Source organism: Streptomyces sp. NPDC006925, from assembly GCF_042869575.1.
Classification (GTDB): Bacteria; Actinomycetota; Actinomycetes; order Streptomycetales; family Streptomycetaceae; genus Streptomyces.
The window spans coordinates 13068-37014 of record NZ_JBIAGB010000008.1 but is presented as its reverse complement, the minus strand read 5'-3'; the positions used below and the strand labels follow the sequence as shown (position 1 = coordinate 37014).

Here is a 23947-nt window from a genome sequence, read left to right as displayed (position 1 = left end):
GGCGCGGCAGGCCCCGCTGACAGACGGGCGTGCGTACCCCAGCCTGGACCCATGAGCCCCACCGGACCCAGGACCAGTGCGCGTACGCTGCTCGCCCGGCTGGCGACCGGCTTCCGTGAGTGCCACTCCGGCGGCGCCGGGCCCGACCCGTACCCGGCCGACGGCCCGCTGGGCTGGCCCGGGTACGACGCGATGCGCGCGCGGGCGCACGAGCGCACCGGGGAGCACGAGTCGGTAGTGTGCGGCACCGGGCGGATCGGCGGACGGGACGCCGTACTGCTCTGCTTCGAGTTCGGCTACCTCGGCGGCTCCCTGGGGGAGCGCACGGGCGAGAGGATCGAGGCGGCCCACACCCGGGCGCGGGAGCTGCGGCTGCCGCTCGTCACGCTGGTCGCCACCGGCGGCAGCCGGATGCAGGAGGGGATGCGGGCCCTCGTCCAGCTCCAGCGGGTGGCCCGGCAGAGCGCGCTGACCCGCGCGGCCGGACTGCCGCAACTCGCGGTCGTCCGCGACCCGACGACCGGCGGCGGCTGGGCCACCCTGGCCGCGGGCGCCGACGTGGTGCTCGCGCTGCCCGGAGCGCAGGCCGCGTTCGCGGGCTCCCGGGTACGGCCCGGCGGAGCCGATCCCGCCGCCTACACCGCGGAGGCCCAGCACGCGGCCGGGCACCTCGACCGGATCGTGCCCGAGGCGGAGCTTCCCGGGGTGCTCACCCGCTGGCTGACCCTGCTCACCCCGGCGTCCGGCGGCCGGGCGCGGCCCGAGCCGGTCCCGGTGCCGGACGCCCTGCCCGGACCGTCCGGCGGCGGACGGCTGCCGGCAACCGGTGCCGAGGCCGTCGCACGCGCCCGCGCGGCGGACCGCCCCCGCGCCGCCGCCTATCTGGACGCCTGCCTCACCGGCCGCGAGGAGATCAGCGGTGACCGCTGCGGCGGTACCGATCCGGGAGTGCTGTGCGGATTCGGGCGGCGCGCGGGCCGCACGGTGGCCTACGCGGCGCAGTGCGGCACCCCCACCGGTCCGGCCGGCTACCGCACCGCGGCCCGGCTGATCAGACTGGCCGACCGGTTGCGCATCCCGGTCCTGACGCTGATCGACACCCCCGGTGCCGCCAACGGGCCGGAGGACGAGCGCGCCGGTGCGGGCCCCGCCATCGCCGAGGTGTTCGCCGCCGTCGCCGAGGCCACCGTCCCCCTCACCTCCCTCCTGATCGGCGAGGGCGGCTCGGGCGGCGCCCTCGCCCTGGCCGCGCCCGGCAATCTGTGGGCCACGCCCGACAGCTACTTCTCCGTCATCGCCCCGGAGGCGGCCGCCGCCATCCTCAAACGCGGCCCCGACCAGGTCCGGCGGACCGCCGAGGAGTTGCGGCTGCGCCCGCAGGACGCCGTCGAACTGGGCGTGGTCCGCGGTGTGGCGGGCCCGGCGCCCGGCGGGGCAGCGGAGTGGGGTGACCCCCCGGACGCCGCGCGCGGAGACCGGAAGGCGGCGGAGTAGCCGCCCGCCGCTGCGATTGGACCGGCCGGACGGCGGGGAAGGATCCGTTCGAACGCGACTGCCCCGCGAGCCGCGCCGCAGGTGCGGGGCCGGTCGGTTCCCGACCTGTCGGCGGACGCCATGGGCGGGGGCGCGGTGGACGGCCGCGCCGAGGGGGCGGCCGGACGGCTCGCCGGGGCGCCGCTTCCGGTGCAGGGGCCCGGTGCCGACCGGTCCGGTACGGGCGCGCCGTCGTCTTGCGCATGCCGTGCACCCCACTTCGAGGGGCGGTAAGGGTAGGCTAACCTTTGCTGGGTGAATGCCGGTGAAGAGACCCCGAAGGCGCGGCGCCCCCGCGGTCACGAGCTGTCCGCCACGGACGTCACCGTGGCCTACGACGGCGTCGACGTCGTCCATGACGCCTCGTTGACGCTGCGCCCCGGCGTGGTGACCGTCCTGGTGGGCCCGAACGGCAGCGGGAAGTCGACGCTGCTGCGCACCCTCGCCCGGCTGCAGCGTGCCCGGAGCGCGACGCTCACCCTCGACGGCGAGACCGACGGCCTGGCCCTGACCCCGCGCGAGTTCTCCCGCCGCGTCACGCTGCTGACCCAGGGACGGCCGACCCCCAGCGGACTGACCGTGCGGGACGTCGTCGAATTCGGCCGCTACCCGTACCGCGGCCGCTGGGGCAAGGCGGACCCGGACAGCCGGACCGCCGTGGACCGCGCGCTGGCCCTGACGGGCCTCGCGGACCTGGCCGAACGGGGCGCAGAGCACCTCTCCGGAGGCCAGCTGCAACGGGTGTGGCTCGCGAGCTGCCTCGCCCAGGACACCGGCCTGCTGCTCCTCGACGAGCCGACCACCTACCTCGACCTGCGGTACCAGGTCGAACTCCTCGACCTCGTCCGGGACCTGGCCGACGACCACGGTGTCGCCGTCGGCGCCGTCCTGCACGACCTCGACCAGGCCGCCGCCGTCGCCGACCGGATCGTCCTGCTGGACGCCGGGCGGATCGTCGCCGACGGCCTCCCCGAGGACGTGCTGACGCCCCAGCGGCTCACCGACACCTACGGCATCCGCGTCGACGTCGACACCGACCCCCGCACCGGCCGGCCGCGCACCCGCGCGATCGGCCGGCACCACTCGCGAAACGAGAGGCTCCGCACCGCATGAGACACCTCCTCCTGACGGCCGCGGCCGTCGCCGCGGCACTCACCCTGACCGCCTGCGGCACCACCGAGCCCGCGGCCGACGACGCCGGGAAGAAGAGCGACCCCGTCACCCTCACCGGCGCCTCCGGCAAGAAGGTCGAACTCGACGCGCCCGCCAAGAGGGTCGTCGGAACCGAGTGGCACGAGGTCGAACTCCTGGTGTCCCTCGGCGTCGACCCGGTCGGCGTCGCCGACGTCGAGGGCTACCGGACCTGGGACACCGCGGTTCCGCTGAAGAACGAGCCCAGGGACATCGGCACCCGCGGCGAGCCCAGCATGGACACCGTCGCAGCCCTGAAGCCCGACCTCGTCGTCGCCAGCACCGACCTGCCGCCCAAGGCCGTCAAGCAGCTGCGCAGAATCGCCCCGGTGCTGGAGGTGCAGTCCGCCGACGCCTCCGACCCGATCGGGCACATGAAGGACAACCTCGACCTGATCGCCGAGGCCACCGGCACCACACAGCGGGCCGAGAAGCTCAAGAAGGACTTCGACGCGCACCTCGCCGACGGCCGGAAGGCCCTCGCCGACGCCGGTCTGGAGGGCGCCGAGTACGCCTTCGCCGACGGCTACGTCAACTCCAACCAGGTCTCCATCAGGCCCTTCACCAGCGGCTCGCTCACCGGAGCCGTCAACGAGAAGCTCGGCCTGAGGAACGACTGGAAGGTCAAGGGCGACAAGGCCTACGGCCTCGGCAGCACCGACGTCGAGGGTCTCACCAAGCTCGACGACGACGTCCACTTCGCCTACATCGGCAACGACGGCGACAAGAGCAGCACGCCGTTCACCGGCGCCCTCGCCGACGACTCCGTGTGGAAGTCGTTGCCGTTCGTCAAGAAGGGCAACGTCCACCGGCTGCCCGACGGCATCTGGATGTTCGGCGGTCCCGAGTCGATGAACCAGTACGTCGACGCGGTCGTCGAAGCCCTGGCGGAGTAGGGCATGACCGTCACCGCGACCACCTCCGGCCCCCCTCCGCCGGACGCGCCCCGCGAGGCCGGGACCCGGCAGGGCCCCGCCCGGAAGGGCACGGCCGCGGTGGCGGCCGCTCTGCTGCTGCTCGTGGCGGGACTCGCGCTCGTCGACATCACGCAGGGCACCGCCTCGGTCGGTGCCCCCGAGGTCTGGAAGGCGCTGACCGGCCGGGCCGACCCCGCCGACGCGTCCGTCGTGATCGCCTCCCGGCTGCCGCGGATGACCGCGGGGCTGCTCGTCGGCGCCGTACTGGGCGCGGCCGGTGCCGCCCTGCAGGCGGTCACACGCAATGTGCTCAGCTCCCCCGACACCCTCGCGGTCAACGCGGGTTCCTACCTGGCGCTCGGGCTGGCCGCCGCCACCGGCGTCTCGCTCCCGCTGTTCGCCTCCTCCGGAATCGCGTTCACCGGGGGCCTCGCGGCGGCCGCCGTGGTGCTCGGGCTGTCCGGCCTGGGCGCGGGCACCGTACGGCTCGTGCTCGCCGGAAGCGCCCTGACTCTCGGCCTGACCGCCGTCACCCAGGCGCTGCTGCTGCTCCACCCCGAGGAGACCCACGGCCTCTACCAGTGGAAGCAGGGCAGCATCGCACAGCACGGGTTCGACGGTGTGCTGCAACTGGCGCCCATCGGCCTGGTCGCCTTCCTCGGGCTGCTGCTGGCCGCGCGCCGGGTCGACGCCCTGGCCCTCGGCGACGACGCGGCCCGCGGCCTCGGTGTCCCCGTCCGCGCCACCCGCGTCACCGGCGTCGTCCTCGCGACGCTGCTGTCCGCCGCGGCCGTCACCCTCGCGGGGCCGATCGGCTTCGTCGGGCTGTGCGCCCCCGCCCTCGTCCGCCCCCTCGCCCGCCGGTACCGCGCCTTCGCCCGGGCGCGGGCCCGCATTCCCGCGGCGGGGCTGGCCGGAGCGGCACTGGTGCTCGGTTCGGACGTGCTGCTGCGCGCGCTCGTGCCCGCGGACACCGCGGTCGCCGTGCCGACCGGCGTCGTCACCAGCCTCGTCGGCGCCGTCTTCCTGATCGCGATGGCCACCCGGGTGCGGGACACCGCCGGAGCGGCAGCGCAGGACCGGCTGCGCCTGCGCAGCCGGGCCGCCTTCCTCACCACCGCGGCCGTCCTGGTGGCCGTGCTCGTCGCGGTGGCCGTCGCCGCCGTCCTGCTGGGGGACGCCAAGCTGCTGCTGGGCGACGTGCTCAACTGGGCCCAGGGCAGGGCGGGCCGGACCGTGTCGTTCGTGCTGGACACCCGGGTGCCCCGGGCCCTCTGCGCGCTCCTCACCGGTGCGGCGCTCGCGCTGGCCGGGACGCTCGTCCAGGCCGTGACCCGCAACCCCCTCGCCGAGCCGTACGTCCTGGGCGTCTCCGGCGGCGCCGCACTGGGCGCCGTGGCCCTGGTGACGACGGTGCCCCTGGCCGGATCGTGGAGCGTGGCCGGTGCGGCGTTCGCGGGCGCCGCGCTCACCGCCGTGCTCGTCTTCGGACTCGCCGCCCGGGGCGGCTTCCGGCAGAACCGGCTGGTCCTCGTCGGGTTCGGCTTCGCCACCGGGACCGCCGCGCTGATCAGCCTGCTCATCATCCTCACCGACCCGTTCAACGCCATCAAGGCCCTCACCTGGCTGTCGGGTTCCACCTACGGGCGGACCCTGGCCGACGCGGTGCCGCTCGCGGCGGTGCTCGCCGTCGGCGTCGCCGTCGCGGTCGCCCGGCGCAGGGAACTCGACCTGGTGTCGCTCGACGAGGACACCCCGCGCCTCCTCGGGCTGAACCTGGGACGGGCCCGGCTCGGCTTCCTCGTCCTGAGCGTCGTGCTGAGCGCCTCCGCGGTGGCGGCCGCCGGTGCCATCGGCTTCGTCGGGCTCGTCGCGCCGCACGCGGCCCGCGCCCTGGTGGGCAGGCAGCACCACCGGGTGATCCCGGTCGCGGTACTGCTCGGCGCCCTCCTGGTCGGCTCCGCCGACCTGCTGGGCCGCACCGTGATCGCACCCGCCCAGCTGGGTGCCGGACTGGTGACCGCCGTGATCGGTACGCCGTACTTCCTGCACCTCCTCGCCCGCAGCCGCCGGTAGCGCACCGGACCGGACCCTTTCCGCCGTGCGGCAGCGGCCGGCGCGGTCGCGCGGGGTCCGCACATCCCGGTGTCGCACACCGCCACCGGGCCGCCCGGGAGGGCCGGTTGCGCGCGCGTTGCGCGAAGCCGTCTGTCCGCACGCGCCTCCGCCTGGGACAATGGGGACGACGCCCGCCACGGCGACCGTCGGCAGTCGACCACCGACGGTGAACCCGAAGCGAAGGATGCGCCATGACGGAACGCAAGCCGCCCGGAATCAGCTTCGAGAGCTGGGCCGACCGGCAGATCAGGGAGGCCGAGGAGCGCGGCGAGTTCGCGGACCTGCCCGGCACCGGGAAGCCGCTGCCCGGCCTGGACAAGCCGTACACCGAACAGTGGTGGGTCGAGCGAAAGATGCGCGACGAGAACCTCTCCTACCTGCCGCCCTCCCTCGCACTCCGCAAGGAGGCGCAGGAGGCCCGGGAGCAGGCAGCGCGGGCGCGCTCGGAAGCGGAGGTGCGGCGGATCCTCACCGAGATCAACGAGAAGATCGACGAGGCCGTCCGCCGCCCCCCGGAGGGCCCGCCGCACCGCCTCGTCCCCTTCGACGTGGAGAGCGCGGTGCGGGAGTGGCGCTCGGCCCGCCGCACCGAGGACCGCTGACGCGTCTCGCCGAGCCTGAACCGGTCCCGGCCGGGCAGGGCGCGGGGGCGCCGCCCCGCCGGGGCCGGCGCGCCCCGCAGCCGTGTGCGCACGGGGGTTCCGGTACGGAAGACTCCGGTGTGGGACCCGGCGTGCGCGCGCCTCACACCTCGCCGCGCGCCGTCGCCACCAGGCGCTCAAGTACCGTGCCTCCGCTGACCCGCAGCCCGTCGTGCTCCCACTCGTCGGTCACCCAGGTGCGCACCCGGGCCACGGCGCGCGCGGTGGCCAGTGAGTCGTCGCGGTCGACGTACATGTCGTCGTGGTAGACGGCCGCGTACACCGGCACCTCGTTGCGGGCCAGCCGCCGCGTGTCGTACAGGTCCGGCCAGTCGCCCCGCTCCGCCAGCAGCCGCGCCGCCTCGCGCAGCGGTACCAGCGCCGGGTCGAGGTCGAACATCCACGGATAGATCATCTCCCCGGTGAAGAGCACCGGCCCGTCCCCGGCCAGTGCACGTCCCGCGTCGAACTCGGGGAACTCCGCACGCACCCGCTGCGCGGCCCACCGGGTGCCGCCGGCGCTCACCGAGCGCTGCGCCCAGATCGGTTCGTGCAGCGCGGCGAAGAGCGGGTTGGCCGCCAGTGAGACCTGCGCCCGCACGCCCTCCAGGAAGCCGTCCGACAGCTCCGGCCCCGCCGCGCCCCCGATCCAGGCGTCCTCCAGCAGATAGTGCAGCCGGTGCGATCCGGAGCCCTCTCCCAGCAGCATGCCCAGGTACTGGAACCGCTCCACCGTCAGCGGGCTCCCGTCCGGGAGCCGCACCTCGTGCTCCGCCAGGTGGGCCGCGATCCGCCGCACCGTTGCCACGTCCTGCGGGTAGCGCGCGTAGTGCGCCGCGTTCTTGGCGGCCACCCGCGGGTAGGCCGCGCGGTAGGCGTCCTCGGGGCCGGTGCGCAGCCCCGGCAGACCGCCCGTCACGAACGCCTCCCGGATCCCCTCGGGCGCGAGGGAGAGGTAGGTGAGCGTGCAGAAGCCGCCGAAGCTCTGCCCGAGCGTCGACCACGGCACGTCCTCGCCCAGCAGCCGCTTTCTGATCAGCTCCGCGTCCCGGACGATCGAGTCGGCGCGGAAGTGCGCCAGCCAGGCGGCCTGCTGCCGCGCGGTGCCGCGCGCCGCGAGGGACTGCCGGTTGGCGGGGGAGGAGCGCCCGGTGCCGCGCTGGTCGAGCAGCAGCACCCGGTAGTGCCGCAGTGCGACCTGGAGCCAGTCGGCCCGGCCGACCGGACGCGGCGCACCGTTGCCGGGCCCGCCCTGGAGGAACAGCAGCCACGGCAGTTCCTCGTCCTGGCGGCCCGCGGCGACCACCTCGCGTGCGAACACCTCGATCTGCTCGCCGTCCGGCCGCGCATGGTCCAGCGGGACGGCGAAGACATGGTCCCGCAGCACGGTGCCGGGATGCCGCAGCACGGTGGGCATGGCGTTCCTCCTTCGGTGGTTCCGCCTACGGGCCGGCTCAACGCGCGCCCGCGGCGTCCGGTGTCTCCAGCGCCCGCTCCAGCGCCGCCGCGAACCGGTCGGTCGTCGCCGGGTCACGCACCGCCACCCGGAACCACTCCGGGCCGAGCCCGGGGAAGGTGTCCCCGCGCCGCACGGCGAACCCCAGCTCCCGCAGCCGGTCGCGCAGTGCGGCGGCGCGGGGGTGCCGCACCAGCAGGAACGGGCCCTGCGGCGCCGGGGTCGCCTCCTGCACCCCGGCCACGGCGAGCGGCGCCAGCCGCTTCCGCAGCCGGTCGCGGTCCGCCGTGAACCGGAGGGCCGCCGCCTGTGCCTCGGCCAGCGCCTCGGGGGCGGTGCACGCCTGCGCCGCGACCAGTGCCGGGGTGGAGACGGGCCACAGCGGCTGCTGGTGGGCCAGGGCGGCCACGGTCGCCGGGTCGCTGAGCACATAACCGACCCGCAGTCCGGCCAGCCCCCAGGTCTTGGTCAGGCTGCGCAGCACGACCGTCCGCCCGGGCAGCCGGGCCAGCAGCGGCACCAGCGACTCCCGCTCCTCGGGTACCGCGTCCATGAACGCCTCGTCCACGATCAGCGTGCGCCCCTCGCGGGCGAGTCGCGCCAGCGTGGCGGCGGGGTGCAGCACGGATGTCGGGTTGGTCGGGTTGCCGACCACCACCAGGTCGGCCTCGTCCGGCACGACGTCCGCCGCCAGCCGGAACCCGTCCTCCGGACGCAGCAGCACCCGCTCCACCCGGTGGCCCGCGTCCCGCAGCGCCGCCTCCGGCTCGGTGAACTGCGGATGCACCACGACCGGGCGGCGGGCCGGAAGGGCCCGGGCGAGCAGGACGAACGCCTCCGCGGCTCCCGCCGTCAGCAGCACCCGCTCCGCGGCCAGCCCGTGCCGTTCGGCCACCGCGGCGCGCGCGGCCCCGCCGTCGGGGTAGGCGGCCAGCGTCGCCAGCGAGGCCGCCAGCCGCTCCCGCAGCCACGCCGGGGGCGTGCCGGTGCGCACGTTGACGGCCAGGTCGGTCAACCCGGCTCCGTCGCCCCGCACTTCCGCGTCCCCGTGGTGCCGCAGTCCGTCCGCGGCGGCCGGTGCGCCCCCGGACGTGCCGGGCTCGTGCCCGCTCACCGCTCCCGCCCCGGGATGGCGAGGGCGGCCACGGCTGCGGTGGCGCGCACCGGGGCTCCCGCCGCGGGACGCGACTTCGTCTTCGGCACCAGCAGCACCGGGGCGCCGCCCCGCACGGTCGTCCCGCCGCCGCCTCCGCAGGCCAGCAGCGCCGCCGCCTCGGCGACCGAGGGCGTGCCCACGGCCGCGCGGGAGAAGTCCGAGGGGTGCGGTACCCGCACCCGGGCCAGTGTCCTCGCGTCGTAGGCGATCAGCGGCAGGTCCAGCCGCCGGGCCGCCGCCAGCAGCCCGGGTTCGGCGGCCCGCGCCTGGACGGTCGCGAGCGCGGTCGCCCCGCCGGAGGCGGCGCCGTCCGCCGGGAGCGGCTCTCGGCCGGTCCCGGCAGCCGTGCGCGCGGCTGCCAGCACACTCACCACCACGTCCAGCACCTCCTCCGCCGGCACCCCCGCGCAGGTGCCCACGCCGACGGTGACGAGCCGGGGCCCGGCTCCCGTGCCCCGCGCGCTCATGCGGCGCTTCCCGCCGGGCTCCCGGCCTCCCACCGCGCCGCGCAGCGCGCCGCGAACCGGGCCGCCATGCGCGGTGCGGCGGCCCAGTGCACATGCAGGTAGGAGGCGTGCACGTTGCCCTGGACGAAGCCCTCGGTGCGGCGTTCGGGCCGCACCAGCCCCCAGGCGGGCACCTGCCCGGCGCCCGGCAGCAGTTCGGTGCGGTGGAACTCGTGCCCGCGTACCCGGGTGCCCGCCTCGGCCAGCGCGCTGTCGGCCACGGCGACGGCCTCGCGGTAGCCCAGCGTCAGCCGCTCCGCCATCCGCCCGCGCGCGTCGAGCACTCCGCACATCGGCTTGCCGTCCAGCTCCCGGGCGAGGTAGAGGAGCCCGGCGCACTCGGCCGCTATCGGTCCGCGGAAGGCCGCGATCTGCTCCCGCAGGGGTCGGTTTTCGGCCAACTCCGGTGCGTACACCTCGGGAAAGCCGCCACCGACGACCAGCCCCGCCGTGCCGTGCGGCAGCGCCCGGTCCCGCAGCGGATCGAAAGGGACGACCTCGGCACCCGCGGCCCGCAACAGTTCGCCGTGCTCGGCGTAGGAGAAGGTGAACGCCTCGCCGCCGGCCACCGCCACCCGCGGCGCCCGGGCGACCGGCCGCGCCTCCAGCGCGGCGGCCGGGTCCCACGCCTCCTCGGGCAGCGGCGGCGCCTGCCGCGCGAGCGCCAGCAGCGCGTCCAGATCGCAGCCGGTGCGCACCTGCTCCGCGAGGGCCGCCACCGACTCCACCGCCTCCGCGCGCCGCTCCGCGACCGGCACCAGCCCCAGATGCCGGGAGGGCGCCCGGACCGCCTTGGCACGGCGCAGCACCCCCAGCACCGGCACTCCCGAACCCTCCAGGGCCTCCCGCAGCAGCTCCTCGTGCCGGTCCGAGCCCACCTTGTTGAGCACCACCCCCGCGACCCGCACCTGCGGGTCCCAGGAGGCGAAGCCGTGCACCAGCGCGGCCACCGAACGCGACTGCGAGGAGCCGTCCACCACCAGCACCACCGGGGCCCGCAGCAGCTTGGCGACATGCGCCGTCGACGCCAGTTCGCCCTGCCCGGCGGCACCGTCGTACAGCCCCATCACGCCCTCGACGACCGCGAGATCCGCGCCGGCGGCGGCATGGCCCAGCAGCGGGGCGATCCGCTCCGGGCCGCACAGATAGGCGTCCAGGTTGCGGCCGGGGCGGCCGGTCGCCAGCGCGTGGTAGCCGGGGTCGATGTAGTCGGGGCCCACCTTGTGCGGCGAGACGGCCAGCCCCCGCGCGGTGAACGCCGCCATCAGCCCGGTGGCCACGGTCGTCTTCCCGCTGCCGGAGGACGGCGCGGCGACGACCAGACGGGGGGTACGGATCACGCGGCGGCTCCCCGCCGCCCGGCAGCGCTGCCGCTCACCACTCGATGCCCCTCTGCCCCTTCTGACCCGCGTCCATGGGGTGCTTGACCTTCGACATGTCGGTGACCAGGTCGGCCGCGTCGATCAACTGCTGCGGCGCGTTCCGGCCGGTGATCACCACGTGCTGGGTGCCGGGGCGGTCCCGCAGCACGGCCACGACCTCCGCCGGGTCCACCCAGCCCCAGTGCATCGGGTAGGCGAACTCGTCCAGCACCAGCAGCCGGTAGGTCTCGGCCGCCAGATCCCGCTTGACCTGCTCCCAGCCCTCCCGGGCCGCCGCCTCGCTGCCCATCTCGCCGTCCTGGACGTTGCGCTGGATCCAGGACCAGCCCTCACCCATCTTGTGCCAGGCCACGCTGCCGCCCTCGCCCGAGTCGCCGAGCACCTTCAGGGCGCGCTCCTCGCCGACCCGCCACTTCGCGGACTTGACGAACTGGAACACCCCGATCGGCCACCCCTGGTTCCAGGCGCGCAGCGCCAGCCCGAAGGCGGCCGTCGACTTGCCCTTGCCGACGCCGGTGTGGACCGCCACCAGCGGCCTGTTGCGCCGCTGGCGGGTGGTGAGACCGTCCTGGGGTACGGCTTCCGGCTGTCCCTTCGGCACTATGCAGCCCTCCCTGTGTGCTTGCCTGCCTGCCGTGCGCTGCGTGCGTCCGTCGTGTGCCGGACCAGGTCCGTCACCGCGTCCGCGCGCAGCTCCTCCAACGTGACCGCCTCGCCGCCCAGTTCGGCGGCCAGCTCGCGGGCCAGCCCCAGCCGCACGTGCCCCGCCTCGCAGTCCACCACCACCGAGGCGGTGCCGTCCGCCGCCAGCAGCCGGGCCGCCTGCCGGGCCCGCACCAGCGGCTCCGGGCCGCCCGTCGCGCGCCCGTCCGTGACGGTGACCAGCAGCGGCCGCCGGGCCGGGTCCCGCAGCCGCTCGATCCGCAGCACCTCCCGCGCCCGCAGCAGCCCCGCCGCCAGCGGGGTGCGCCCACCGGTCGGCAGCGACTCCAGCCGGGCCGCCGCCGCGTCCACCGACGAGGTGGGCGGCAGCGCCACCTCGGCCGCACCGCGCCGGAACGTCACCAGGCCCACCTTGTCCCGCCGCTGGTAGGCGTCCAGCAGCAGCGACAGCACCGCGCCCTTGACCGCGCCCATCCGCTGCCGGGCCGCCATCGAGCCGGAGGCGTCCACCACGAACAGCACCAGATTGCCCTCGCGGCCCTCCCGCACGGCCTCCCGCAGATCGTCCCGGCGCAGCACGAGGCCGCTGCCGCGGCGGCCGCGGGCGCGCTGGTGCGGGGCCGCCGCCTGCACGGTCGCAGCCAGATGCAGCTTGCCCAGCGTCCCCTGCGGGCGGCGCGATCCCGTGGTGCGGCCGTGCGAGGTCCGGGCCCGCGAGCGCCGGCCCGCCGCGCCCTCGCCGAGTCCCGGAACGGTCAGGGTGCGGGCCGCGAACGGCTCGCCGGAGGCCGCGGTGCCCTGGGGCGCCGCGGGTGCGTCCGGGTCGGGTGTGCCCTGCTCGGAGTCGGGTGCCTGCGCCGAGGACCGGGGCGAGGGCTGCGGGCCGGGCTGTTCGGTGCTCTGCTCGGCGGGGTCCGGCTGCGCCTGTTCGGGGACGGACGGCTCGCCGCCTGCGCCGTCCCGCGGCTCCTCCCGGGGCGGCGCCGCGCCACCGCCGCCGCCACCCGGCCCGCCGCCGTCGGGACCACCGTCCTCGGGGCCGTCCGGTCCGCCGGGTTCTTCCGGCCCGTCCGGCCCGGGACCGCCGTCGGGGTCGCTGTTCTCCTCCAGCGTGCGGTCCAGCTTGTCCTCGTCCAGGCCCGGGGCGTCGAACGGATTGCGCCTGCGCCGGTGCGGGAGCGCCAGCAGCGCCGCCTGCCGCACATCCGCGGACTCGACCCGGGTCCGGCCCGCCCAGGCGGCGAGCGCCACCGCGGTGCGTGCCATCACGATGTCCGCCCGCATGCCGTCGACCTCGAACGCGGCACAGGCGGCGGCGATCTGCCGCAGCGCCGCGTCGTCGAGTTCGACGGCGGGCAGCAGCGCACGGGCCGCCGCGACGCGCTCGCGCAGCTCCTGCTCGTCGTCCGCCCAGCGGGCCGCGAAGCCCGCCGGGTCGTCGTCGTGGGCGAGCCGTCGCCGTACCACCTCCACCCGCTCCTCAGGCTCCCGGGAGGCCGCCACCTCGACCGTCAGCCCGAACCTGTCGAGCAACTGGGGGCGCAGCTCGCCCTCTTCCGGGTTCATGGTGCCGACCAGCAGGAACCGGGAGGCGTGCCGGACGGAGACGCCCTCGCGCTCCACGTAGGAGGCGCCCATGGCGGCGGCGTCCAGCAGGACGTCGATCAGGTGGTCGTGGAGCAGATTGACCTCGTCCACGTACAGGATGCCGCGATGCGCGTCCGCCAGCAGCCCCGGCTCGAACGCCTTCACGCCCTCCGCGAGCGCGCGCTCGATGTCCAGCGCGCCCACCAGCCGGTCCTCCGAGGCGCCGACGGGCAGTTCGACCATGCGTGCCGCGCGGGCCTGCGGAGCGGCCGTCTCGTGCGGCCCGTCGGGGCACTCGGGGTCCGGCGCCGCGGGGTCGCAGCTGAACCGGCAGCCCGCCACCACGGGCACTTCCGGCAGCAGGTCCGCCAGGGCCCGGACGGCGGTGCTCTTGGCGGTGCCCTTCTCACCGCGCACCAGCACACCGCCCACCGCCGGGCTGACGGCGTTGAGCAGCAGGGCCAGCCGCAGGTCGGCCATGCCGACGATCGCGGTGAACGGATACCGGGCGCTCATGCGCTGATCACTCCTTCGAGTGGCTTTCGTGCTGTGCTGGCCGAGTGGGCCGAGGTGGCCGAGGCGGCCGTGCCGATCCTGCTGGTCCTGCTGGTCCTGCTGCCGGTCGAGCCGGTCCAGCCGCGCGCGCCGGGTGCCGCGCCTGCTGTGCCGCGTGCCGTGCCGCGCCGCCCGGACCCGGGGCCTCTCACGGCGCCCCCGGCGGTACGAACGGCAGCCCCTCCGGCACGCCGTCCTCGATGAGCCGCAGCAGCGCGTCCGTGTCCGCGTGCTCCTCGATCAGATCGCCCAGCCGGTCGAGCTGCTCCTCGCGCAGCGCCGCGAACCGGGTGTCCGGCGCCGGTGCGAACGCGCGGCCCGCGTCGGCGGCGACCCGGCGCAGGAAGGCGCGGCGGAACCCGTCCGACTCCAGCGAGCCGTGCCAGTGGGTGCCCCACACGGCGCCGACCCGGCAGCCGTCCACGGGAGTGCCGTCAGCGCCGTCGGCGCCGTCAGCGGCGCGCAGAAACGGCTCGCCGCCTCGCACATCGGCCACCCCGTGGTGGATCTCGTACCCCTCCACCGGCTCGCCCAGCGCCAGCCCGTGCGGGCGTGCCAGCGTCTTGTCCGGCGCGAACCGCACCCGCACCGGCAGCAGTCCGAGGCCGTCGACCTCGCCCGCCCGCGACTCGACGTCGTCCTCGATGCGCTCGCCCAGCAACTGGTAGCCGCCGCAGATCCCCAGCACGGGACGGCCCTCGGCCGCGCGCCGCGCCAGCGCCGCCGCCAGCCCCCGCGCCCGCACCCACTCCAGGGCCTTGACCGTCCCGCGGGTGCCCGGCACCACCACCAGGTCCGCGTCGGCCAGCTCCTCGGGGCGGTCGCTGAACCGCACCACCACGCCGGGCTCGGCCGCCAACGCGTCCACATCCGTGAAGTTGGACATCAGCGGCACCGGCAGCACGGCCACCCGCAGCACGTCCGCGCCGTACGGGCCCGCGACGGCGGACTCGCGCACGGTCCCGCGCAGCGACACCCGCAACCCGTCCTCCTCGTCGATGCCCAGCCCGTGCCGGTAGGGCAGCACCCCCAGCGTGGGGCGCCCCGTCAGCTTCCGCAGCATCTGAAGGCCGGGCTCCAGCAGCGAGCCGTCGCCGCGGAACTTGTTGACCAGATAGCCCGCGAGCAGCGCCTGGTCCTCCGGTGCCAGCAGCGCCGTCGTACCGAAGAGCGAGGCGAACACCCCGCCGCGGTCGATGTCGCCGACCACCAGCACCGGCAGCCGGCAGGCCCGGGCCAGCCCCATGTTGACGATGTCGCTGCGCCGCAGGTTGATCTCGGCCGGGCTGCCCGCGCCCTCGCAGACGACCGCGTCGTGGGTGCGCCGCAGCTCCTCCAGACAGCCCGCGACCGTCTCCAGCAGCTCCGCGCGCCCCGCCGGCGGCGCGCCCTCGCCGCCCGCTCCGTCCCCGGCGGGCCTCCCGCCGCCCGGGTGGCGCCCGAAATAGCCCTGCGCCGACATCTCGCCGACCGCCTTGCCCAGCAGGACGACCTGGCTGGTGCGGTCGCCGCCCGGCTTCAGCAGCACCGGGTTCATCAGCGCGCTCGGCTCCACCCGCGCCGCGGCGGCCTGCATGGCCTGGGCGCGGCCGATCTCCGCCCCGTCGGAGGTGACATAGGAGTTGAGCGACATGTTCTGCGCCTTGAACGGCGCGACGCGTATCCCCTTGCGGGCCAGCCAGCGGCAGATGCCCGCCGTCACCACGCTCTTGCCCGCGTCCGAGGTCGTCCCCGCGACCAGCAGCCCGCCCGTTCCGCGCCCGCTCACCGTGTTCCTCCCGTCGCGCGGCCCCGCCGCAGGCGGCGCACCGCCGCTCCCGTCAGACAGCTCGTCACCAGGGCCAGTTGCCCCACCCGGCGCGACAGCCGCACGGCCCGCTCGATGTCGGCGGTGCGTACGGCGCGGCCGGAAGCGTTGAGGACGGGCCGGTGCTCGACCCGCCCGCCGTAGGCGAGCGTGCCGCCCAGCCGCAGCCCGAGGGCGCCCGCGAACGACGCCTCCACCGGGCCCGCGTTGGGGCTGGGATGGCGGTGTGCGTCGGCCCGCCAGGCGCGCAGGGCACCGCGCGGATCGGGTCCGGCGAGCGCGGCCAGCACGGCGGTCAGCCGCGCTCCCGGGCCGCCCGCCACGTCGTCCAGCCGCGCGGCGGCCCAGCCGAAGCGGCGGTGCCGCGGGGAGCGGTGGCCGACCATCGCGTCCAGCGTGTTGACGGCGCGGAAGCCCACCAGACCGGGGACACCGGCGACCGCTCCCCAGACCAGGGCCCCCACCACGGCGTCCGAGGTGTTCTCCGCGACCGACTCCACCACGGCACGGGCCACTTCCGGTGCCTCCAGCCGCTGCGGATCGCGCCCGCACAGTGCGGGCAGCCGCTCGCGTGCCAGCTCCAGGTCCCCGGCCTCCAGCGCGCCGCACACGGCCCGCGCCTCCCGGGTCAGCGACGTCCCCCCGAGGACGGCCCAGGTCGTGGCGGCGGTCAGGACGAGTTCGGGGAGCGGCGCAGCCGCCCGGCTGCGCGCGGCACGGCGGGCGGCACCGGCCGCGGCGACGGCGCCGCCCGCGGCGAGGAATGTGTGCAGCGCGCCCGCACCCCGGTCGTCACGCCACAGCCGGCGCTCCAGCGCTCCGGCGGCCCGGCCGAAGACGGCCACCGGGTGGCCGCGCCGCGGATCGCCCAGCAGCGCGTCGGCGGCGAACCCCAGCAGGATCCCGCGCACCTGGACGTCAGCGCCGCCCATCAGCGGACGGGTCCGGCGCACTCACCCACGGCAGCGGTCCCCGCGACGGTGTTCCCCGCGGCGGCGGGCACGTCGGCGGCGGATATGGCGGCACAGCCACGCATCTCGGCGTCCTCACTCAGGGTCCTCGCCCTGGCTCGAGTCGACCGGCGGCGAGAGTCTCCTGGCTCCCGGATCCACACCGTCCCCGGCCTTCCAGCCCGTGCGGGCCGTGGCTTCGTTGGGGTGGCGCTCCCCGGTGACAGTGGCGGGACCGCGCCGGATTCGCACCGGCTTCCTCTCCATGCCGCCGTTTGGCACGGGAAGTCCACCACGCCGGTCCGGCCCCGTCAACTCGCCCTTGACCTGCGACGGGGCGGCGAGCAGCAACGTCGGTGAGGGGGTACGGGATGCTCCCGTACCCCCTCACCGAAGCGGCTCGTCCGGCCGCGGCAGCCCTGCCGTGGGCCGCCGGGACGGGAGCGGGCTCAGCCCGCGATCAGGTAGATCCCGTACGCCACCGCTGCCAGGCACAGCCCGTAGCAGGCGTAGGCGCCGGTGCGGGCCAGTGCCGAGGGAGCGGTGCCGGCGGTGCGCGGCGAGCCGGAGACGATGCCGAGGGTGAAGATGCCGACGAGTCCCACCGTCGCCACCAGGCTGACGCCGAAGACCTGGCCGAGCGCGGCCCAGTCGATGTGCATGTGGTCGTCCCTTCTGCCTAGCTGAGGCTGCTCGCCGACGCGGGGCGGCCGGTCGGTTGCGGGGTCTCGGAGGGCGCTGCCTCCTCGGCGGAGCCGACCGCCAGTCCCGCGGGCGGCGGGGGCGGGGCGACGGCCCGGACGGCGGTGGTGACCACGCCGGCGGGCACGGACATGGGTGCGGGCTCCGCGGTCGGTTCGGCGGCCGGGCCGGGGATCCCGGTGGGCTCCACCGCGGTGGGGGAGTCGCCGTTGACGTTGGTGTGGTCCACCGGCGCGCGCCGCGAGCGGGCCCAGATGGCGCCGCAGAGCGCGAGCGCGAGGACGGCGACGGTCGCCACGCCCCAGTCGCCCTGCTCGGCCAGGAGCGCGGCACCCGCCGCGACTCCGCCGGCGGCGGGGAGGGTCAGTGCCCAGCCGACGACCATCCGGCCGGCCGTCCCCCACCGCACCACGCCGCCCTTGCGGCCGAGGCCGGAGCCCATCACGGCGCCCGAGCACACGTGGGTGGTGGAGAGGGAGAAGCCGATGTGCGAGGAGGCCAGGATGGTGGCCGCCGCGCTGGTCTGGGCGGCGAAGCCCTGCGGCGGCTGGATGTCGGTGATGCCCTTGCCCATGGTGCGGATGATGCGCCAGCCGCCCAGGTAGGTGCCCAGTGCGATGGCGAGCCCCGCCGAGGCGATGACCCACACCGGCGGGTCGGAGCCGGGCGCCAGCGCGCCGCCGGTGACCAGTGCCAGGGTGATGACGCCCATGGTCTTCTGCGCGTCGTTCGTGCCGTGGGCGAGGGAGACCAGTGCGGCCGAGGTGATCTGGCCGGCGCGGTAGCCCTTGGCGGTCCGCTCCTCGTCGGCGTGCCGGGCGACCCGGTAGGTCAGCCGGGTGGCGCACAGGGAGGCCAGGCCCGCGACCACGGGCGCGGCCAGTGCCGGGATGAGGACCTTCATGACGACGACGTCACCGTTGACCGCGCCGGTGCCGACGGCGGCGAGCGTCGCGCCGATCAGTCCGCCCATCAGGGCGTGCGAGGAGCTGGAGGGCAGCCCCGCGAGCCAGGTCAGCAGGTTCCAGATGATCGCGCCCACCAGCCCCGCGAAGATCACTTCGGGCCGGATGCCGGAACCTTCGTCGATGATTCCCGAGGAAATGGTCTTGGCCACCTCGATGGACAGGAAGGCGCCGAGGAGGTTGAGGACCGCCGACATGGCGACCGCCGCCCGCGGGGCCAGCGCCCCGGTGGAGATGGTCGTGGCCATGGCGTTGGCCGTGTCGTGGAAGCCGTTCGTGAAGTCGAACACCAAGGCCGTGACGATCACGATCCCGATGAGAAGCGTGATGTGTTCCATTCACCAGGCACAATCAGTTCGAGGGGCAGTGACGTCGTGAACGTAAAGACGGCGAGTGAACGGAAGGTGAACTGGGGCGGGCATCGAAGTGTCGCCCCCTGACGCCTGTTGTGTGGGCCAGATCACACCGTAGTCAGCGGGCTCCGCGGAACCAACGCGACGCGGCCGCTCGCCCGCCAACACCCCGGTGCATGCTGCCGCTTCCCTCCCGGTTCCCCCGGTCGGGTGTCACCCTCCCGGCCCGCCCCGCTGGTTTCCCGCCTCCGATCGCGTCAACACTGTGGAGGATGCGCCTGCGAACCGCGGCCCTGGCCGCCACCACCGTGCTCGGTACCGGCGCGGCCACCCTGGCGGCCGGACGGTACGCGGCCGACGCCGCGCTGCGCCCCCCGCGGCCCCGCGGCGACGCCGGCAGCGGGCCCACCGCGGGGTTCGAGGGCACCCGGCTGACGGTGCACTCGCACGACGACGGCAGCATCGCCGTCACCCGCTCCCTGGCCGCCAACCTGCCCGGTGTCTACGGCCTGACCGGGCGCGGGGTGCACGCCGTCGTCGGCCCGGTGCTGACCGACGCGACCGCGGCGCAGCCCCGCCCGCACGCCGTCGTACGGGAACTGCGCCGCGTCGACCGGGGGCGGCTGAGCACCGGCACCACCGTCCGCCTCACCCCGCAGGTGTACGTCGGGGACCCCGGCGAGGCACTCGGGACGGCGTACGCGGACGCCGAGATCCCCGGCGAACTCGGCCCGCTGCCCGCCTGGTTCGTCCCCGGCGACCGAGGCGTCTGGGTGATCGCCGTGCACGGCCTCGGCGCCACCCGCGAGCACCCCCTGGCGCTCGTCCCCTTCTACCGGCGGTTCAGCGTCCCGGTGCTCGACCTCGCCTACCGCGGGGACCCCGGCGCGCCCCCGCACCCCGACGGCATCGGCCACCTGGGCAACTCCGAGTGGCGCGACCTGGACGCCGCCCTCCGCTACGCCGTGCAGCACGGCGCCCGGCGGGTGATCCTGCACGGCTGGTCCAGCGGCGCCACGATGGCGCTGCACACCGCCGCGAACTCCCCGCTGCGGGACCGGGTGGCCGGCCTGGTGCTGGACTCGCCCGTACTGGACTGGCCGGCCACCGTGCGCGCACTGGCCGCCTCCCGGGGCACCCCGCGCGCACTGCTGCCGCTCGTCGTGCGCGCCGTGCAGGGCCGCGCCGGTCTGCCCGAGGGACGGGACGTCGCGGTGGTGGACTCCGCGAAGCTGGCCGTGCCCACCCTGGTGCTGCACGGGCCCGACGACACCGTCGCGCCCGTGGACAGCTCCCGGGCGCTGGCCGCGCGCCGCCCCCGGCTGATCTCCCTGCGCGAGATCCCGGACGCCCCGCACGCCGCCATGTGGAACGCTGACCCGCACGGCTACGAGGAGGCGCTGCGCCGCTTCATCACCCCGCTGATCTGAGGCCCCGCCGCTCCGGAACCCCGCCGATCCCAGGCCCCGCGAGTCCGGAGGCTGCCGATCCGAGGGCCTGCCGGTCCGGTGCCCCGCAGCTCCGGGGCCGCGCCGTCCGGGTGAGGCCGCGTCACCCTGAGTCCTCCTCAGCCGCCCGCGGGCGGCCCGCCGGAGGGGATGAACGACCGGAATCGGCACCCCAGGTTTGGGTTTCCACGGCACAGCGTGAAGACTGCTCCTGTGACGACGTCCCGTACCCCGGGGGACAACCGGCTCCGGCTCGTTCCCCGACAGCCCGTCGCCGCCGCCCGGCGCACTGTGACGACCAGGCGCTCCGCCAGGACGCCACCGCCCCCGGACGGTGTGCTGCCCCGCGACCAGCTCGCCCGGTATGCCCGCGCCTGCCTCGCCGAGGCCGTCCGCGTGGCCCGCTGGGCCGCCGGGACCGGCCGCTCGCCGCAGTCCGGCACCGAGACCGAACGCGCGGCCGAAGCGCTGCGGTTGACGGTCCCGGTGCTGCGCGCCCACTGGGACCGGGCCAAGCTGGCCGGCCTCATCGAACTCCACGGGGAGACCGCCCGCGCCGGATGGCGGCTGCGGGCCTGGGACCACGACGACAGCGCCGTGCTGCGCGGCTGGGTCGCCCTCTTCGACGCCTGGTCGCTCGCGCACCCTGCTCCGCTGCCGCACGAGCAGAGCCTGGTCGCGGAGATCGTCGAGGCGGTGCCGCAGTTCCTGTCCGTGATGCACCTCTCCGGCGGTCCCGTCACCTTCGACCTGCTGCACGATCTGCTCGCCCAGCGCATCGCCGAGCTGCGGGCCGAACGCGACCAGGAGCCGAACCGCGCGACGGTCGGCGTCGCCCTGCCCGGGCTCCTGGACTGGGCGCTGGACGGGCTCTGCGCCGTCGGTGCGCTGACCCGCTGCGCGGACGAGGAACCCGCTCCGGGGACCGGTGTCCGGCAGGGCTCCGCCGTCCTCACCCCGCTCGGCAACTGGGCGGTGTGGACCAAGCTGGAGCAGATCTGCGTGGCCGCGCAGAGCCCGGCCGGGAACATCGAGCAGTCCGCCGGCGAGATGCTGCGCGGCTGCGCCCGGATGACCCCGGGCCCGGCCCGGGACGAGTACCGCGCCTGGCTCGCCGCGCGCCCCACCTCACCGGCGGTCACCGAGCTGCTGGAGGCGGCCCGGGGCGAGGACGCGCTCATCCGGGGGCTGGCCTTCGAGGCGCTGCGCGTGGTGGGGGCGCCCGCCGAGGAGGCGGTGCAGGAGGCCGCGGAGGAGCCCACCCTGCGGCCCTACGCGCTGCTGTGGCTGGCCGAGCAGGCGGGCACCGACCCGGAGGACCTCTCGGGCGGCGCACCCGGCGTGCTCACCCGGCAGGAGGCGACCTGGCTGTGGGTGGACACCGCGGCCGCCGTCACCGACCACGGCGAGGAGCGCCTGCTGGTCGACCATCTGGGCACCGCCGTACAGGGTTCGGTGCCCAAGCTGCTGGAGGAGGTCCGGGCGACGGGCCACCCGCGCACGGTGCAGGTCCTGGTCGCGCTCGCCGCCGCGCATCCCGACCCCGCGCTGGCCAAGGCCGTGCGCCGGGCCGCCTTCCAGGTGCACACGGGCGGGGAGTGACGCGGGGCACGTCCGCTCTCCCGCTGCGGCCCGGCGGGCCGCGGTGTGCGGCAGCGCCCCGGAAATGCGTTTGCCTTCCGCCGGTAGACTGGCCCGCATGCCTCATCTCCTCGTGCATTAGGCGTGCGTACGCCGCTTCCGCACTTCTTCCGTACGCACGTCCACAGTCCTGCCTTGGAGTCTTCCAGTGATCACCGCAACCGGTCTTGAGCTGCGCGCCGGAGCACGCGTCCTCATCGAGTCGGCCACCTTCCGGATCGCCAGGGGCGACCGCATCGGCCTGGTGGGGCGCAACGGCGCGGGCAAGACCACGCTCACCAAGTGCCTGGCGGGTGAGGGCACGCCCGCCGCCGGCTCCATCACCAGCAGCGGTGAGGTCGGCTACCTCCCGCAGGACCCGCGCACCGGAGACCTCGACGTGCTCGCGCGCGACCGCATCCTCTCCGCGCGCGGCCTGGACGTGGTGCTGCGCAAGATGCAGGAGAACGAGGAGCGCATCGCCAGCGGCAAGGGCGCCACGCGCGAGAAGGCGATGAAGAAGTACGAGCGCCTGGAGACCGAGTTCCTCACCAAGGGCGGCTACGCCGCCGAGGCGGAGGCGGCGACGATCGCCGCCAGCCTCGGCCTGCCCGACCGGGTGCTGGGCCAGCCGCTGCACACCCTCTCCGGCGGTCAGCGGCGCCGCGTCGAGCTGGCCCGCATCCTCTTCTCGGACGCCGACATCCTGCTGCTGGACGAGCCGACCAACCACCTGGACGCCGACTCGATCGTCTGGCTGCGCGACTTCCTCAAGACCTACCGCGGCGGCCTCATCGTCATCTCCCACGACGTCGACCTGGTGGAGACGGTGGTCAACAAGGTCTTCTACCTGGACGCCAACCGGTCGGCCATCGACATCTACAACATGAGCTGGAAGCAGTACCTCACCCAGCGCGAGGACGACGAGAAGCGCCGCCGCCGGGAGCGGGCCAACGCGGAGAAGAAGGCGGCGGCCCTCAACTCCCAGGCCGACAAGATGCGGGCCAAGGCCACCAAGGCCGTCGCCGCGAAGAACATGGCACGCCGTGCCGAGAAGCTGCTGTCCGGGCTGGAGGGCGAGCGGCAGAGCGACAAGGTCGCCAAGCTGCGCTTCCCCGATCCGGCGCCCTGCGGCAAGACCCCGCTGATGGCCGAGGACCTGTCGAAGTCCTACGGCTCGCTGGAGATCTTCACCGGCGTCGACCTGGCGGTCGACCGGGGCTCCCGCGTCGTCATCCTCGGCCTCAACGGCGCGGGCAAGACGACGCTGCTGCGGCTGCTGGCCGGGGTCGAGGAGCCGGACACCGGCAAGGTCGTCCCCGGCCACGGGCTGAAGCTGGGCTACTACGCGCAGGAGCACGAGACGCTGGATCCCGAGCGCACGGTGCTGGAGAACATGCGCTCGGCGGCGCCGGACATGGATCTGGTCGAGATCCGCAAGACACTGGGCTCCTTCCTCTTCTCCGGCGACGACGTGGACAAGCCCGCCGGGGTGCTCTCCGGCGGGGAGAAGACCCGGTTGGCCCTGGCCACGCTGGTCGTCTCCTCGGCCAATGTGCTGCTGCTGGACGAGCCGACCAACAACCTCGACCCGGCCAGCCGCGAGGAGATCCTGGGCGCCCTGCACACCTTCACCGGGGCCGTCGTACTGGTCACCCACGACGAGGGCGCCGTGGAGGCGCTGGAGCCGGAGCGGATCATCATGCTGCCGGACGGTGTCGAGGACCTGTGGGGCCAGGAGTACGCGGACCTCGTCGCCCTTGCTTGATCCATCCGGGATGGATCATTCGGCCGACGGTTGATCCTTCATCTGAGTGAGTGCGGCTGGTACCCCGGCGCGGCCCGACGGCCGCGCCGGATTCGCGTGGCAGAGGTCGGGAGCCGACCACGCACACCGCATCGTCACCTCGCTGACCTGCGTTTTTCTCCACCATCCCGACTCGGAACGAGTCGTGCACGTGCATTTGCATGAGGGGCGAGGTGCGTGTTCACGGGTGCTTCCAGCGTGCACAAGTTCCCGAGCCGCCCATGAAGACCTTGCCGAATGGGTGGCCAGATGTGCAGGGAGGGGTGATCATGAGAAGCACAGAGCGTACAGAGCGCACTTCCCATGAGGAGGCACGGGTGGCCGAGACTCTGAAGAAGGGCAGCCGGGTTACCGGCGCCGCGCGCGAGAAGCTCGCGGCAGACCTGAAGAAGAAGTACGACTCCGGAGCGAGCATCAGGGCGCTGGCCGAAGAGACCGGCCGTTCCTACGGGTTTGTGCACCGGATGCTCAGTGAGTCGGGTGTGACCCTGCGCGGACGCGGCGGAGCGACCCGAGGCAAGAAGTCGAGCTCCTCCTGAGGAGGCTTTCGAGCGGACCCTCCGGTAGTTACTCTTCAGTTGGCAATACTG

The 23947-nt window shown here is 75.3% G+C and carries 19 protein-coding genes and 1 riboswitch; of the genes, 9 read left to right on the top strand and 10 right to left on the bottom strand.

From position 1 onward, the window contains the following. The first annotated feature begins 51 nt into the window (after positions 1-51). The 5 genes from ACFYNS_RS13480 to ACFYNS_RS13460 all read left to right on the top strand — a co-directional run bounded on the left by ACFYNS_RS13480 (position 52) and on the right by ACFYNS_RS13460 (position 6361). Positions 52-1494 (top strand): carboxyl transferase domain-containing protein, encoded by a 1443-nt coding sequence (locus ACFYNS_RS13480; RefSeq protein ID WP_360301963.1) that lies wholly within the window; start codon positions 52-54, stop codon positions 1492-1494. Between the two features lie 294 nt (positions 1495-1788). Then, positions 1789-2646, top strand: coding sequence for an ABC transporter ATP-binding protein (locus ACFYNS_RS13475; protein WP_360301966.1), 858 nt, complete (start codon positions 1789-1791; stop codon positions 2644-2646). Next, complete coding sequence (locus tag ACFYNS_RS13470) at positions 2643-3620, top strand: ABC transporter substrate-binding protein (protein WP_388602713.1); 978 nt, start codon at positions 2643-2645, stop codon at positions 3618-3620. The genes ACFYNS_RS13475 and ACFYNS_RS13470 overlap by 4 nt, the downstream gene beginning before the upstream one ends. Positions 3621-3623: 3 nt before the next feature. Beyond that, positions 3624-5717 (top strand): iron ABC transporter permease, encoded by a 2094-nt coding sequence (locus tag ACFYNS_RS13465; RefSeq protein WP_388602710.1) that lies wholly within the window; start codon positions 3624-3626, stop codon positions 5715-5717. A gap of 233 nt (positions 5718-5950) precedes the next feature. Then, positions 5951-6361 carry a DUF1992 domain-containing protein gene (locus tag ACFYNS_RS13460; protein ID WP_388602708.1) on the top strand — a complete coding sequence of 137 codons (411 nt, stop codon included), beginning with the start codon at positions 5951-5953 and terminating at the stop codon, positions 6359-6361. A 142-nt stretch (positions 6362-6503) separates the two neighbouring features. Here ACFYNS_RS13460 and ACFYNS_RS13455 read toward each other — a convergent pair whose 3' ends face one another. The 10 genes from ACFYNS_RS13455 to ACFYNS_RS13410 form a co-directional block, all read right to left on the bottom strand. Continuing rightward, positions 6504-7817, bottom strand: a complete 1314-nt coding sequence (locus ACFYNS_RS13455; protein WP_388602707.1) for an alpha/beta fold hydrolase — start codon at positions 7815-7817, stop codon at positions 6504-6506. 37 nt (positions 7818-7854) lie between these two features. After that, positions 7855-8970: an Rv2231c family pyridoxal phosphate-dependent protein CobC gene (gene cobC / locus ACFYNS_RS13450; protein WP_388602705.1), complete on the bottom strand. Its 1116-nt coding sequence runs from the start codon at positions 8968-8970 to the stop codon at positions 7855-7857. Next, entirely contained in the window at positions 8967-9479 is a 513-nt protein-coding gene (locus ACFYNS_RS13445) for a cobalamin biosynthesis protein (protein WP_388602702.1), read from the bottom strand. The genes cobC and ACFYNS_RS13445 overlap by 4 nt, the downstream gene beginning before the upstream one ends. Further along, positions 9476-10858 carry a cobyrinate a,c-diamide synthase gene (locus ACFYNS_RS13440; RefSeq protein WP_388602701.1) on the bottom strand — a complete coding sequence of 461 codons (1383 nt, stop codon included), beginning with the start codon at positions 10856-10858 and terminating at the stop codon, positions 9476-9478. The genes ACFYNS_RS13445 and ACFYNS_RS13440 overlap by 4 nt, the downstream gene beginning before the upstream one ends. Positions 10859-10892: 34 nt before the next feature. Continuing rightward, the gene (gene cobO, locus ACFYNS_RS13435; protein WP_388602698.1) at positions 10893-11501 is read right to left on the bottom strand and encodes a cob(I)yrinic acid a,c-diamide adenosyltransferase; all 609 of its coding nucleotides are present in this window, start codon (positions 11499-11501) and stop codon (positions 10893-10895) included. Further along, positions 11501-13666 (bottom strand): putative cobaltochelatase, encoded by a 2166-nt coding sequence (locus tag ACFYNS_RS13430; RefSeq protein WP_388602695.1) that lies wholly within the window; start codon positions 13664-13666, stop codon positions 11501-11503. Before ACFYNS_RS13430 ends, cobO begins: the two co-directional genes overlap by 1 nt. A gap of 187 nt (positions 13667-13853) precedes the next feature. Next, on the bottom strand, positions 13854-15473 hold the full coding sequence (locus ACFYNS_RS13425; protein ID WP_388602692.1) for a cobyric acid synthase: 1620 nt from the start codon (positions 15471-15473) through the stop codon (positions 13854-13856). Further along, entirely contained in the window at positions 15470-16444 is a 975-nt protein-coding gene (locus ACFYNS_RS13420; RefSeq protein WP_360301897.1) for a cobalamin biosynthesis protein, read from the bottom strand. Before ACFYNS_RS13420 ends, ACFYNS_RS13425 begins: the two co-directional genes overlap by 4 nt. Before the next feature lie 156 nt (positions 16445-16600). Beyond that, a riboswitch (cobalamin riboswitch) is annotated at positions 16601-16725 on the bottom strand. Between the two features lie 186 nt (positions 16726-16911). Beyond that, the gene (locus ACFYNS_RS13415; protein WP_360301881.1) at positions 16912-17124 is read right to left on the bottom strand and encodes a hypothetical protein; all 213 of its coding nucleotides are present in this window, start codon (positions 17122-17124) and stop codon (positions 16912-16914) included. A gap of 17 nt (positions 17125-17141) precedes the next feature. Continuing rightward, entirely contained in the window at positions 17142-18467 is a 1326-nt protein-coding gene (locus tag ACFYNS_RS13410; protein WP_388602690.1) for an anion permease, read from the bottom strand. Positions 18468-18754: 287 nt separating this feature from the next. Here ACFYNS_RS13410 and ACFYNS_RS13405 point away from each other — a divergent pair, with 287 nt between their 5' ends. From ACFYNS_RS13405 to ACFYNS_RS13390, 4 genes are all read left to right on the top strand, one after another. After that, positions 18755-19912: an alpha/beta fold hydrolase gene (locus ACFYNS_RS13405; RefSeq protein WP_360301887.1), complete on the top strand. Its 1158-nt coding sequence runs from the start codon at positions 18755-18757 to the stop codon at positions 19910-19912. A gap of 354 nt (positions 19913-20266) precedes the next feature. Beyond that, on the top strand, positions 20267-21532 hold the full coding sequence (locus tag ACFYNS_RS13400; protein WP_360301900.1) for a hypothetical protein: 1266 nt from the start codon (positions 20267-20269) through the stop codon (positions 21530-21532). 187 nt (positions 21533-21719) lie between these two features. Beyond that, positions 21720-23318, top strand: a complete 1599-nt coding sequence (locus ACFYNS_RS13395) for an ABC-F family ATP-binding cassette domain-containing protein (RefSeq protein WP_360301890.1) — start codon at positions 21720-21722, stop codon at positions 23316-23318. A 356-nt stretch (positions 23319-23674) separates the two neighbouring features. Beyond that, complete coding sequence (locus ACFYNS_RS13390; RefSeq protein ID WP_019358282.1) at positions 23675-23896, top strand: helix-turn-helix domain-containing protein; 222 nt, start codon at positions 23675-23677, stop codon at positions 23894-23896. The last annotated feature ends 51 nt before the right edge of the window (positions 23897-23947 follow it).